The sequence below is a fragment of the Leisingera sp. ANG-Vp genome (assembly GCF_000813725.1).
Classification (GTDB): domain Bacteria; phylum Pseudomonadota; class Alphaproteobacteria; order Rhodobacterales; family Rhodobacteraceae; genus Leisingera.
The window spans coordinates 22245-36106 of the sequence record NZ_JWLD01000080.1 but is presented as its reverse complement, the minus strand read 5'-3'; the positions used below and the strand labels follow the sequence as shown (position 1 = coordinate 36106).

7 protein-coding genes are annotated in these 13862 nt (G+C 66.5%); 5 read left to right on the top strand and 2 right to left on the bottom strand.

The features are described 5' to 3' along the window. Positions 1 to 1342, top strand: a 1342-nt coding sequence (locus RA20_RS21530; RefSeq protein WP_039133677.1) for a translocation/assembly module TamB domain-containing protein, incomplete at its 5' end; no start/stop codon positions are given. Between the two features lie 50 nt (positions 1343 to 1392). Here the strand turns inward: RA20_RS21530 and RA20_RS21525 are convergent. Then, positions 1393 to 2361 carry a glucokinase gene (locus RA20_RS21525; RefSeq protein WP_039133664.1) on the bottom strand — a complete coding sequence of 323 codons (969 nt, stop codon included), beginning with the start codon at positions 2359 to 2361 and terminating at the stop codon, positions 1393 to 1395. Between the two features lie 151 nt (positions 2362 to 2512). Between RA20_RS21525 and RA20_RS21520 the strand changes: the two genes are divergently transcribed. Together RA20_RS21520 and RA20_RS21515 are read left to right on the top strand one after the other, a co-directional pair. Beyond that, entirely contained in the window at positions 2513 to 3562 is a 1050-nt protein-coding gene (locus tag RA20_RS21520; protein WP_241482312.1) for a glycosyltransferase family 2 protein, read from the top strand. Further along, the gene (locus RA20_RS21515; RefSeq protein WP_039133659.1) at positions 3559 to 4521 is read left to right on the top strand and encodes a glycosyltransferase family 2 protein; all 963 of its coding nucleotides are present in this window, start codon (positions 3559 to 3561) and stop codon (positions 4519 to 4521) included. The genes RA20_RS21520 and RA20_RS21515 overlap by 4 nt, the downstream gene beginning before the upstream one ends. Positions 4522 to 4737: 216 nt before the next feature. Here the strand turns inward: RA20_RS21515 and RA20_RS21510 are convergent, their stop codons facing one another. Then, positions 4738 to 5490: a WecB/TagA/CpsF family glycosyltransferase gene (locus RA20_RS21510; protein WP_039133673.1), complete on the bottom strand. Its 753-nt coding sequence runs from the start codon at positions 5488 to 5490 to the stop codon at positions 4738 to 4740. 201 nt (positions 5491 to 5691) lie between these two features. Between RA20_RS21510 and RA20_RS21505 the strand changes: the two genes are divergently transcribed. Next, a complete protein-coding gene (locus tag RA20_RS21505) occupies positions 5692 to 7155 on the top strand; it encodes a membrane protein (RefSeq protein WP_039133657.1) in 1464 nt (487 codons plus the stop codon). A gap of 260 nt (positions 7156 to 7415) precedes the next feature. Beyond that, positions 7416 to 13862, top strand: coding sequence for a type I polyketide synthase (locus RA20_RS21500; RefSeq protein WP_039133670.1), 6447 nt, complete (start codon positions 7416 to 7418; stop codon positions 13860 to 13862).

The following is a 13862-nucleotide window of genomic DNA, read 5'->3' as shown; positions in this document are numbered from 1 at the left end:
CCCCGCCGGTATCGACAGCCGGGTGGCAGGCAGCTGGAACGAAGCGGAAGGCACAGCCGACGTGACCGCCAAGGGCATGCTGCGGCTGGAAGGGGTGAACCCCTTCATCACCCCCAACCTGCTGCAGGGGCCTGCCAATTTCGACCTGGCGCTGAAAGGCGCACCGGGACTGGACGCGCTCAGCGGCACCATCTCGGTCCCCGGCGCCTCGCTCGCCATTCCCGCAGCGGCGCAGCGGGTGGATGACATCCGCGCCACTGTCTCGATTGCCCGTTCCAGCGCCCAGCTTCAGGTTTCGGCCCGCCCCCGCGACGGCGGCGCTGTCAGGATCAGCGGCCCGGTGGGGCTGCTGCCGCCCTTCAGCGGCAATCTGCAGATTGCCATCGGCGATGTGGTGGTGACTGACCACCTGTCTTATGAAACTCTGCTGAACGGCTCGCTGGCGATGTCCGGCGCCATGGCGGGCAGCAACCGGATCACCGGCCGCATCGATGTGGGCGAGACCAACATCAACCTGAACACCGCCGGCGGCTCGGTTTCCGCAGCACCAATCCCGCCGATCCGCCATGTGGGCGCGCCCGGGAATGTGCGCCAGACCCTGGCCCGCGCCGGGCTCACCGGCAGCAGCAGCGGCTCCGGCGGCTCCGGCAAAACCGAACTGGACATCCTGATCAGCGCGCCGTCGCGGATCTTTGCCCGCGGCCGGGGCCTGCGCTCGGAACTGGGCGGCGAGATCCGGCTGCGCGGCACCACCGCGCGGCTGTCGCCCTCGGGCCAGATCAGCCTGATCCGGGGCACCTTTGATATCCTCGGACGGCGGCTCGAGCTGGATGAGGGCCGCATCACCCTGCTGGGAGATTTGAAACCCTACCTCGAGTTCAAATCCTCCGCCGCCACCGATCAGGGCACCGCTACGCTGGAAATCTCCGGCCGGGTCGACGCGCCGGAAATCAAGGTCACCTCGGACCCGCCGCGCCCCTCCGAGGAGGCCCTGGCGCTCCTGCTGTTCGGCGACAACATCCAGGACATCTCGCCGCTGGCACTCGCCCGGCTGGCGGGCTCGGCGCTGACGCTCAGCGGCCGCGGCGGCGGCGCCCAGGAAAAGGTGCGCAATGCCACCGGCGCTGCGGATGTCGATATCGGAGCGGACAATCTTGGCGCCGGGCAGCTGGGGCTGGGCGGCTACGTGGCTGACAACGTCTATACCGATTTCAACGTCAACACGCGCGGCGACAGTGAGCTGAGCCTCAATCTGGATGTCACGGACAGTTTGACAGTGCAGGGCACGGTGGACAGCGAAGGCGAAACCGGCTTCGGCCTGTTCTTCAAACGCGACTACTGACTTCCGCTAACCGCCCGGCACTGTCTCCTGCGCGGGATGCGGCCCGGAAGTCACATGATCTCCGGGGCGCCCTCAAGTGCCCCCGCGGCAGCCAGCGCCACCTGCGCGGCGCCGCTGACTCCGGCGGCATCATCGGTGATCAGCCACAGCGGCACCTCGGCGCAGACCTCTCCCAGCCGCCCGCCGGGTGCGGTGTAGCTCTGCAGGAAATTCTCCCGCGCGGGCGTGTTCAGGATGCCGCGCGCCACGCTGCCGGCAAAGAACAGCCCCTGCCCCGGCATATAGGCTGCTGTCAGCTCCCGCGCCAGCAAGCCCAGCAGATGCGCCCATTCGCGCACTGTCCGCGCTTCCGGGGCTTTCGGGTCCGCCAGAAACGCCGCCTCGATCCCTTCGGCACTGCTTGCCGCGGTGCCGGTCAGCGCCTGGTGAAAACGCACCAGCCCGGCGCCGGAGAACAGCGACTCGATACTGGCGAATTCATCCGGTGCGTGCTCCAGCAGCACTTGCAGCCGGCGGCACAGCAGCTGCGGCAGCCCGGCGTGGCCCAGTTCCGCCTCCAGCGCCGCCCCGTTCAGCGAGGCCGAGACATTGAATCCGGTGCCGATGCCCGCCACCAGCGCCTGGCCGCCGCCCTGGCGCCCGGGCCTGAGGCTCGACAGCTGGCCCGGGATCAGCACCGGCAGCGCATGGCCCAGCGCCGCCAGATCATTGATGAGGGTCACCTTGCCGGCCCCGGACAGCCCCAGCGCCGCGGCAATGCCGCTGGCCTCGCCGCGCCAGTTGCGGTTGCTGAGCTGGAATGCTCCGCCCCGGACCGGCCCCGCCAGTGCCAGGCAGGCGCCGTGCAGCGGCGGCAGCCCAGGCTGGGCGCAATAGGCCTGCAGCACGTCCTGCAGGCTGTCGAAACTGTCGTTGGAAAAACTCTGCATCGCGGTTACCCCGATGCCGGGAGCCGCCAGCGCCAGCCGCGTCCGGCTGCCGCCCACGTCTCCCGCCAGAACAGTCAGCTCAGCCGCCATATTCCGCGTTCCTTTCCGATGATCTCCCCGGTTTCGAGACTGCAGCATTCCCGCCGCATTTGCAATTGAGCCGCGGCCCGGTGCTTGCAGCCTGCCATGGAACCCTGCAATTTGTCAGGGAATTTCCGGCAGGCGCAGAACAGGGGCAATCGTGCAGGCATCATTCGGCCACAGGCTGGCAGAGCGCAGCAGGCGCAGGGTGCAAGCGGCCCTGCACAGCGCACGGTTCCGCGCATCGCTGCGGCACCTGCACGGGCCCGCCCGCCGCTTTGCGGCAGCGGAGGACGTGGTGCTGATCGCGCTGGTGCGCGACGGGGAATACTACCTCGATGTGTTTTTTGAACACTACCGGCGGCTGGGGGTCTCTTCCTTCGTGTTCTTCGACAACGGCTCATCGGATGGCACGGTGGAGCGCATCCGCCAGGAACCCGGCACTGCCGTTCTGCGCTCAAGCCTGCCCTGGCTGCAGTTCGAAAACACATTCCGCGCCTATGCGGCCAACCGCTATGGCCGGGACCGCTGGTGCCTGTTTGCCGATATGGACGAGCTGTTCGACTTTGAAGGCAGCGCGGCTGCGGGCCTCAAAGGGCTGACCGGCTACCTGGCGCAGGCGGGCTATACGGCGCTGCAGGCGCAGATGCTGGAGATGTTTCCCAAGGGGCCGCTGGCAGCCGCCGGAGGGCTGGCCTACGCCGCAGCGGTGGATAGTTTCCGCTTTTCAGATGCCGGCCCGGTGCGGGCGGTGGATTATGCATCAGAGGAAACCGGCTTCTCCTACTGGCTGCGCCAGAACTGCCAGCCGCCGGACGGCGCGCGGATGCTGTTCGGCGGCGTGCGCGGCAAGGTTTTTGGCGAGAACTGCTGCCTCAGCAAGCACCCTTTGGTGTTCAACGGGCCTGGCGTGCAGGCGGCGGTGCACCCGCATGCTTCAGCCGGCGTGCGGGTTGCCGATGCCGAAGGTCTGATCCGCCACTACAAGTTTGCAGGCGGCAGCCTGGCCCGCGACCTGCAGATCCAGGCAGAGACAGTCTCGGAGCATGGCGAGGACCGGCTGCGAAGCGCCGCCCTGCAAGCACAGCCGGAGCTGAGCCTGTGGTCAGAAGACGCGGTGGAGAACGCAACCATTGAGGCGCTCCAGCGGTCGGGCTTCCTACGCCGCGCACCGGCGTTCAGCGCCTATCTGGCGGGGGGCAGCCGATGACCGCCCCTGTGCGTGCTCCAGAGGTCGGCGCCGTTGTGATCGGCCGCAACGAAGGCGCACGGCTGATCCGCTGCCTGCAGTCCCTGCAGGGCCAGGTGCAGCAGCTGGTCTATGTGGACAGCGGCTCCAGCGACGGGTCTGCCGCTGCCGCCCGGAAGCTGGGCGCGCAAGTTGTGGACCTCGACCTGTCACAGCCCTTCACCGCAGCCCGCGCCCGCAATGCCGGGCTGGCGGAATTGGACGCTGCTTGCGAGTTCGTGCAATTCGTGGATGGCGATTGCGAGGTGGATCCGGACTGGATCGCCACGGCGACCGTTTTTTTGCAGGCGGACACGCAGGCTGCCGCTGCCTGCGGGCGCCGCCGGGAACGGTTTCCCGAAACCTCTGTCTATAACCGGCTGTGCGACGCCGAATGGGACACGCCGCCTGGCGAAGCCAAGGCCTGCGGCGGCGATGTACTGATGCGGGCGGCAGCGGTCCGGGAGGCGGGCGGCTACCGCGAGAGCCTGATTGCCGGCGAAGAGCCGGAGCTGTGCCTGCGGCTGCGGCGGAGGGGCTGGCAGATCTGGCGGCTCGACGCGGAGATGACCCTGCATGACGCGCAGATGCTGCATTTTGGCCAATGGTGGCGCCGCAGCCGGCGCGCCGGCCATGCCTTTGCCGAAGGCGCAGCGCTACATGGGAAAGGCCCGGAACGCCATTGGGCCGCGGAGACCCGCCGTGCACTGATCTGGGGCGCTGCGCTGCCGGCCGCCATTGCTCTGGCGGCACTGATTGAGCCGCCTCTCCTGCTGGCTGCTCTTGCGTACCCCGCCCAGGCCGTCCGCTTGTCCCGGCGGTTGGGCGCTGAGCGTGCTCTGTTCACGGTGCTTGGAAAATTCGCCGAAGCCTCCGGCGCACTGGAATTCTACTGGAACCGCAGACGCGGCAGGACCCGGGGCATTCTCGAGTACAAGTAGTGCTCCCGCCCGGCGCCGGCCTCCCTGCGGGTGTCCTGTGCCGGTTGGGCCGGGCGCCGCGCAAGCGCGGCGCAGGGGCCCTGCCCCTCTTGGCCTGACGGCCAATTCACCCCGGGATGCTTTCTCTTCCGCCTGCCGGTCCGCCTGCCGGAAGTCTCTCGCTGTGCGGGGCAGAGCCTCGCATTTGCAGCACCGGAGCCGGGGTGACGGCGGAGATCAGCGCGCCCGGATGCGCCAGGCCCGGCAGATCTGGCCCGGCAGGATGGCCAGGCATTTGGCGTAGCGCGGCAGCATCCGCGACGGGCTGGAAAGCGCCCGCCACAGCCATTCCATCGCAATCGCCCGCACCCAGGCCGGCGCCCGCTTTTGGTGGCCGCCAAGGAAATCCAGCCCTGCCCCCACCGAGGCAAAACCTGTGCGCGGCGCCAGGCGGCGGCCGCGCTGGGCCATCTGCTCCTGCTTTGGGGCCCCCAATGCCAGGAAGCAGAGCGCAACACCGGTCTCATCGAGCCGGTGCAGGATCTGGTCCGCTTCCGCGCCCTCAGGGTCGAACCGGCCGGAGGGCGCATGCACCCAAGCGATTTCCAGCCCGGGCACCTGCGCCGTCAGTGCCTCCCGCGCATCCTGCAAGGCCTCTTCGGTGCTGCCAGCCAGGGCCACCGGCACCCCGGCCTCAGCCGCCAGCCGGCACAGCGGCAGCACCATGTCGGAGCCTGGCATCAGCTCTACCGGGCGGCGCGCCAGCCGCGACAGCCAGACAATCGGGCGGCCGTCCGCCACCACCAGATCCTGCGCCTGATAGGCAGCCAGAAACGCGGGGCTGCCGTCCATCTTGACCAGGTGATCCAGATTGACCGTCGCCAGGGCAAAGCCCTGACGGGCCGCAAACCGGGCCCGGATTTCCGCTTCCAGACCGGTCCGGGCCGGCATGTTCACCGCAACTCTGCGGCCGTGGAATTCGAAAAACACTGCTGCCTCCATCATTCGCGACGCTTTCTCATAGCGCCGGCGCCGCCGGCTGGCCAGCGCTGCCGCCATGGCCATGCCCAAGGCGTGGCAAAGCTGCAAGCCATTTACCTCCTTTTGCAAATCCGCGGGACAGCGGCTGCCGCAACAGGTAAACTTTGACACAAATACAGAGAATTGAGGGCACGAGGAGGACCCGCAGCTTTGCCCAATGCTTTGGCCTATCTGATGCTGCTGGCCTGGCCGCTGGCCAGCGTGATCCTATTCCGGCGCCTGCCGCTGGAGCGGGCCATCCTGTGGTGCCTTACCGCCGGTTACCTGCTGCTGCCGCCGCTGGCCGAGTTTGACCTGCCGCTGGTCCCGGACATGGACAAATTTGCCATCCCCTCGGTGATGGCCTTCCTGCTCTGCGCCTATCTTCTGCGCAAGCCGGTGCCGCTGCTGCCGCAGCATCCGGTGGCCAGAACCCTGGCGGTTCTGTTTGTCTTTGGCGTCATCCCCACCGTGCTGACCAACAGCGAGCCGATCCAGTTCCGCAAGATCGCCAATTCCGATCCCATCATATTCCTGACCGATCAGCTGCCTGGCCTCAGGTGGCGCGATCTCGGCTCGGTGATCATCAACCAGGTGATCGTGCTGATGCCTTTCCTGCTGGCGCGCCGCTATCTCTCGACGCCCGAAGCGCAGCGTGAGCTGCTGCTGGCGCTGATGCTCGGCGGCCTTGCCTATACCATCCCGTCGCTGATCGAGATCCGGCTCAGCCCGCAGATCAACGTCTGGGTCTATGGCTTCTTCCAGCATGATTTCAGCCAGATGATCCGGCAGGGCGGCTTCCGCCCCATCGTGTTCCTGCCGCATGCGCTGTGGCTGGCGTTTTTCATGATGTCGGCCGTGCTGGCCGCCACCGCCCTGGCCCGTGCCTCGCAGCGCAATGACAGGCTGCGCCTGGCCCTGGCCGCAGGGTACCTCTTCATTGTTCTGGTGCTGTGCAAAAGCCTGGCCTCGCTGGCCTATGCCCTGGCCTTCACGCCTGTTGTGGCGCTGGCCCCCCTGCGCTGGCAGCTGCGGGTCGCGCTGCTCTTGGGCGTGATCGCGGTGGCCTACCCGGTGCTGCGCAACACCGGGCTGGTGCCGACGGAGACGCTGGTGGCCCAGGCCGAAGCAATCAGCGCCGAACGGGCGCATTCGCTGAATTACCGATTTGAAAACGAGGCGCAGCTCTTGGCCCGCGCCGCCGAGAAAACCTGGTTCGGCTGGGGCGGCTGGGGCCGCAACCTGGTCCGGCACGAGGAGACCGGTCAGATCCTGTCGATCCCGGACGGGCGCTGGATCATTGTCTTCGGCACCTTCGGCTGGCTGGGCTACATCGCCGAGATGGGCCTGCTGGCAACGCCCCTGTTCCTGCTCGCCGCCGCCGCGCGCCGGGCGCCCAGGGGCAGTGTCTCGCCATATGCGGCGCCGATTGCGCTGATTCTGGCGGCCACTCTGGTGGACATGCTGCTGAATGCAACGCTGATCCCGATCACCTGGATGTGCGCCGGATCGGTGCTGGGCTATGCGGAGCGCCTTCTCTACCCGGACTTGTTCCAGAAGAAACGCGCGCTATTTGGCGGTGCGCAGGCCTTGCAGCCTGACACCGCCGGGCCGGAGGGGCGCAGCATCCTGTGATGCCGCAATCTTTCCGCTTTTCCGGCTCAATTCGACACAATGCGTCCACAGGCACGCCCTATGGATTGAAGAAAATATAAAGAACGACCTGCGCCAGTCTTTGCCGATGGGGATCTTGCAAAGCGGCGCAGCTGACCAGCCGGAGAGAAACCCGGCTTTGATAACAACCCGCCCGGCGGGCAGCAGGCAGGCCAGCAAAACGCGGGCATGCCCCAGTGCGCCGGGCCGTTTCTGAAGGGCCAGTGAGTCAGGTAATGACGATGCAGGATGGAAAACCCGCAGCGGGGGGCGCTGCAGGCGGGACTACGGGCGGAGACATCGCGATTGTCGGCCTGTCGGTGGCAGTGCCGGGCGCAGGCTCGGCCGAAGCCTTCTGGCAGAACCTGCGCGGCGGCATCGAATCGATTGAAGTGCTGGACCGCGAAACCCTTCTGGAAAACGGCGAGCGCGCCTCGGTCCTGGCCGACCCGAACTACGTGCCCGCCTCCGCGCGCCTCCACGGTTTTGACGAATTCGACGCGGAGTTCTTTGGCTTCAGCCCCAAAGAAGCCGCCATCCTTGACCCCCAGCACCGCAAATTCCTTGAGGTTACCTGGGGCGCGATGGAAAACGCAGGCCACCCGCCCGAAAGCATAAATGGCCCCATCGGCGTCTACGCGGGCTGCGGCATGGGCAGCTATTTCTATTTCAACATCTGCTCGAACCCCGCGCTGGTCGATGACGTCGGCATGTTCCTCTTGCGCCATACCGGCAATGACAAAGACTTCCTGTCGACCCGCGTCAGCCACGTTTTTGATCTGCACGGGCCATCGGTCAACGTGCAGACCGCCTGTTCCACCTCGCTGGTGGCGGTGCATTACGCCTGTAAAGCCTTACGCGAAGGCGAGTGCGATATGGCCTTGGCGGGCGGTGTCACCATCGAATTGCCGCAGGGCCGCGGCTACCTCTACAAGGAAAACGAGATCCTGTCGCCCGACGGCCATTGCCACGCCTTTGATCACCGGGCGCAGGGCACTGTCTTCGGCTCCGGGGCCGGCGCCGTGGCGCTGCGGCGGCTGGAGGATGCGATAGCCGATGGCGACCACATCTGGGCCGTCATCAAAGGCTCAGCCATCAACAACGACGGCGCGGACAAGGCCGGCTACCTCGCGCCTTCCGTCGGCGGCCAGTCGGCTGCAATCCAGGCAGCGCTGGACGCTGCAGGCACACCGGCGGACACAATCGGCTATGTCGAATGCCACGGCACCGGCACCTATCTGGGCGACCCGATTGAGGTCACAGCCCTGACCGACGCTTACCGGGCCACCACCCAGGACAGCGGCTATTGCCGCATCGGCTCGGTCAAAACCAACATCGGCCATTTGGACACCGCTGCGGGCGTTGCAAGCCTGACCAAGACCGCACTCGCCCTGCACCACAAGGAAATTCCGCCCTCGCTGGGCTATGAGGCGCCAAACCCGGCCATCGATTTCGAAACCTCGCCGTTCAAGGTGAACGCCGCCCTCACCCCGTGGAAACCCCACAAAGGGCCGCGGCGGGCAGGCATCAACTCGCTGGGCGTCGGCGGCACCAATGCCCATGTGATCCTTGAGGAAGCCCCCGAGCGCGCGGCCTCCGAGGAAAGCGATTTCCCGTTCCAGATCCTCTGCGTCTCCGGCCAGTCCAAGGCGGCGCTGGATGCCAATACACAAGGATTGGCCGAATACCTGAAAGCCAACCCCGAGGCAGACCTGGCCGACGTCGCCTATACCCTCAAGGAAGGCCGTCGCGGCTTTGCCAAACGCAGGGTGCTGGTGGCAGAGACGCCTGCTGAAGCCGTTGACCTCATTGAGGAAAACGACCCCCGCAAGATCTTCACCCACGACCACCTGGACGATGCGCCCGAGGTGGTCTTCATGTTCCCCGGCGGCGGCGCGCAATATGCCGGCATGGCGCGCGACCTTTATGAGACCGAACCGGTCTTTGCCGACTGGATGGACCGCGGGCTGGAGCATCTGCAAAAGAGCCTGGACTACGACATCCGCGCCATCTGGCTCCCCGAAGAGGGCGAAGAGGACGCCGCCAACGCACGCCTGCAGCAGCCCTCGGTGCAGCTGCCGCTGATCATGATTGTGGAATACGCGCTGGCGCAGCTGTGGATCAGCTGGGGCGTGAGGCCCGCAGCCCTTGTCGGCCACTCCATGGGAGAAAACACCGCCGCCTGCCTCGCCGGTGTCATGTCCTTTGAAGACTGCATCGATCTGGTCCTGCTGCGCGGCCGCCTGTTCGACACCGTGCCCGCCGGCGGCATGCTCTCCATCGCCCTGCCCTTGGCCGAGGTTGAAGAAATCATCGGGGAAGACTTGGACATCGCCAGCGTCAATGCTCCCTCGCTCACCGCCGTCTCCGGCCCGCAGGACGCGCTGGACCGTCTGTCCGCAGACCTCACCGCGCGCGAGGTTGAACACCAGCGCATCCAGATCGATATCGCCGCGCATTCCCGCATGCTGGACGGCATCCTGCAGGAGTACGGCGATTTCATCCGTTCGCTGAGCCTCTCGGCACCAACCCTGCCGGTGATCTCCAACCGCACCGGCACTCCGCTAACCGCAGAGCAGGCCACCAGCGCTGACTACTGGACCGGCCAGCTGCGCAACACTGTGCGTTACGCAGACTGCATCGGGACGCTCTCGAAGACCCCGAACCGCGTATTCCTGGAGGTCGGCCCCGGCAAGGCGCTCAGCGCGCTGGCGCAGATGTCGCCAGCTGTGCAGCCGAGCCAGGTGCTCAGCTCCCTGCGCCACCCTGGCCAGCAGGTGATGGACGACACCTATTTCTTTGGCGTCATCGGCCGCCTTTGGGCCTGCGGCGTGGAGGCCGATTGGCAGCAGATCTGGGGCGAAGCCCGCCGCAACCGCCTGCCGCTGCCCGGCTACGCCTTCCAGCGCAGCCGCTATTTCATCGAGCCCGGCCAGCCCGCGGCCGAGGAAGAGACCGCCCCCGAACGCCGCGAAGACCTCACCGGCTGGGGCTACCGCCCGGCCTGGCGGCCCCGGTTGGCCGATTGCAGCCTGGACGTGGCGCAGGAACTGGACCAGGAGCCGCACAGCTGGCTGATCTTCGAGGATGAAACGGGCCACGCCGCCCGCGCCGCTGAGCATCTGCAGACCGCAGGCCACAGCGTTGTCCGCGTGCGTGCAGGCGATACCTATGCGCAGCTTTCACCGGCCGAGTACATTCTGCCGCCCGAGCAAGGCCGCCCCGTCTATGGCGCCCTGCTGGCAGACCTGGCCGAGGCCGGTTTGCTGCCGGACCGCATCGCCCATTTCTGGCTGGTGACGGACGCAGAATCCTTCCGCCCCGGTGCCTCCTTCTTTGACCGCAACCTTGAGATGGGTTTTCACTCCCTCACCGCGCTGGCGCAGGAGCTGGGCAATGCCGATCTGCCCGGCGCCGCCCATATCACCATCTTCACCACCGGCGCCGCCCAGGTCCGCGATGAGCCCCTGCCCTACCCCGAAAAGGCAATGATCGCAGGCCCCGCCGGCGTCATCCCGCGCGAGCTGCCTGGCCTTAGCTGCGCCACCGTGGACATCGAGCTGCCGCAGGTGCCGCAGGGCCTGTTTGCCCGCCGCAGCACCGCGGACACGGACATCACCCCGCGCCTGCTGGAAGAGCTGATGGCAGAGCCCGCGAACATTTCCGCTGCCTGGCGCGGCGGGAAACGGTTTGAGCTCGCCTGGCGCCCGCAGCCGCTGCCCGCGCCGGAAACACCGCCGTTCAAGCAGGGCGGCCACTATCTGATCACCGGCGGCTACGGCGGTATCGGCCTGGCCATCGCAGGCTACCTGATGCGCGAATACGGCGCGAAGATCTCGCTGATCTCCCGCGACGGCCTGCCGCCGCGCGACGCCTGGGACCGCCACCTTGCCAGCCACAGCCCCGCCAACCGCACCGCCCGGCGCATCCACGCGGTGAGGGCGCTGGAGGAAACCGCAGGCGCCCAGGTGCTGCCGCTGGCCGCAGACGTCTGCAACAGCAGCGAATTGCAATCCGCCCGCGAGAAAGCCGAAACAGAAAACGGCCCCCTCACCGGTGTGATCCATGGCGCCGGCGTCATCAATGACGGCCCGCTCCTGGCCAAGGACGAGGATCAGATCGCCCGGGTTCTGGCCCCCAAGGTGAGCGGCCTGCGGGCGCTCGACACCGTTTTCCCGGACGGACAGCTGGAGCTGATGGTGCTGTTTTCCTCCTCCTCTGCTGTCACCCGCCCTGCGGGCCAGGTCGACTACATCGCCGCCAATGAGTTCCTGAACGCCTGGGCCAAGAACCGCCAGGGCGGGCAAACCAAAGTCACCGCAATCGATTGGGGCGTCTGGGCCGACACCGGCATGGCCGCCGATGCCATGAATGCCCGCAACGCCACCGCCGGGGCCAGCGAACCCGAACCCTGCCCGCAGCCGCTGCTGCAGCAGCGCCGTTTTGACACCCGGGGCAACCCGGTCTTCACACCGCGTTTCAGCACCGCTGACTGGCTGCTGGACGAACACCGCACCAAAGACGGCACCGCTCTGGTGCCCGGCACCGGCTATATCGAAATGGCTGCCGAAGCGCTTGCCGCAACCGGCTTCACTGGTCCGTTTGAAATCCGGGATCTTTACTTCCTGCGACCCCTGGTTGTGACAAAGGAAAACCCGCAGGATGTTCTGGTTCGACTCGAAGCTAGTGAAAATGGTTATGAACTCTTTGTTTACTCGGCGTGTACAAAAGGTTACCGTCTAAACAGTCAGTCTACACTGGTCATAGCGGCGGCGGCAGAACGCCCCGCCACACTAAACCTCCAGATGATCTCCTCCCGTTGCTCGGTTCAGCAAACACCAGTCGGCGGACGCCTGCGCTCGCCGCAAGAGGCGCATTTGGCCTTCGGCCCGCGCTGGCATGTGCTGGAGCGTGCGGCGCTGGGCAACGGTGAAGGCTTGGCGCATCTCCGCCTCCCGGAAACCGCAGCAAAAGACGGTACTCTGCTGCATCCCGGCCTGATGGATCTGGCCACCGGCTGGGCAATGCAGCTGATACCCGGCTATCAAGGCAAAGCGCTCTGGGTGCCCGTTTCCTACGGCGCAATCCGCATCTTTACGCCGCTCTCCCCGCAAATCTGCAGCCATGTCCGCCTGCCCGAGGCCCCGGACAGCAACTCCGCCGCTTTTGACATCACCCTGACCGATCCAGACGGTAATGTTCTGGTGGAGATTGAAAGCTTCCGGATGCAACGCCTGGCCAGCGGGTTTGATGCCTCAGCCGGCACAGATGAGCCCGACGCCACCGCTGAACAGCTGGGGCTGGAGCCTGCCCGCATCGCTCAGCCGCTGTCGCCCGAAGAGCGCCGGCTGCAGCTCAACATTGCAAACGGCATCAAGGCGGAGGACGGCGGCGAGGCCCTGGCCCGCGCGCTGGCCACTGGCCTTTCGCTGGTGGTGGTCTCCTCGCTTGACCTTCCGGCCCTGATCACTCAGGCGGCCCAGACCGCAGCACCAGCCGCGGGTGAAACGCAGACCTTCGACCGGCCGCAGCTTGACACGGACTACATCGCCCCGCGCAACCCCGTGGAAGAGGAACTGGCGAAGCTCTTTGCATCCCTTCTCGGCGTCAGCCAGGTGGGCATTGAGGACAGTTTCTTTGACCTTGGCGGCCACTCGCTGATCGCAGTGCGGCTGTTTGCGCAAGTGAAGCGCAGCTTCGGCGTGGAATTCCCGCTATCTGTGCTGTTTGAAGCCCCCAGCGTTGCCGCCCTGGCTGAACAGATCATCGAACGCACCGGTGGCGGCATTGCCTCGGAACCCGGGGGCGCTCCGCAAACGCAGGAAGAAAAACCGCAGTTCACCCATCTGGTGCAGCTGCATCCGGGCGACGGCACCGGCCGGCGGCCTTTCTTCCTGGTCGCGGGCATGTTCGGCAACGTGCTGAATCTGCGCCACCTGGCGCTGCTGGTCGGCAAGGACCGCCCGGTATTCGGCCTGCAGGCCAAAGGGCTGACCGGCAATGACTCCCCGCATGACCGGATCGAAGACGCCGCACGCAGCTGCCTGGCCGAAATCCGTCAGATTCAGCCCGAAGGCCCCTATCTTCTGGGCGGCTTCTCCGGCGGCGGCATCACCGCTTTCGAGATGGCACAGCAATTGAAAGACCAAGGCCAGGACACCGCAGCGCTGATCCTGCTCGACACGCCTTTGCCGGTGCGCCCCGCGCTCAACCGCCAGGATAAGGCTCTGATAAAACTGGCGGAACTGCGCAGCAAAGGGCCGGGATACCTTGGCGAATGGGCCCGGAACCGGATTGCTTGGGAATTCGAAAAGCGCCGCGCCGAGCCCGCCCGAACCGGCACCCAGCCGGAGTTCAACAACCGCAAAATCGAACTGGCTTTCCGCACCGCGGTTGAAGCCTATGCCCTCAAGCCCTGGCACGGCCCGCTGACACTGTTCCGCCCGCCCTTGGACCGCAAATGGCAGGTCTCAGGCGGCAACTGGGTCAGCGAAGCGCGCGAGTATGTGTTCGACGACAACGACTGGACCGCATGGGCACCGGGCGTTGAAGTTGCCGAGGTGCCCGGTGATCACGACAGCATGGTGCTGGTGCCCAATGTGAGCGTCCTGGCGGCCGGGGTCAAAGCCCGGCTCGACGCCGCAGATGCCGCAGCCCGGCAGCCGCAATTTGCCGAAGCTGCGGAGTGA

What these genes read in the sequence shown, in the direction of transcription:
- RA20_RS21525 (WP_039133664.1), bottom strand. Translation starts at nt 2,361, where the DNA reads ATGGCGGCTGAGCTGACTGTTCTGGCGGGAGACGTGGGCGGCAGCCGG.
- RA20_RS21515 (WP_039133659.1), top strand. Translation starts at nt 3,559, where the DNA reads ATGACCGCCCCTGTGCGTGCTCCAGAGGTCGGCGCCGTTGTGATCGGC.
- RA20_RS21500 (WP_039133670.1), top strand. Translation starts at nt 7,416, where the DNA reads ATGCAGGATGGAAAACCCGCAGCGGGGGGCGCTGCAGGCGGGACTACG.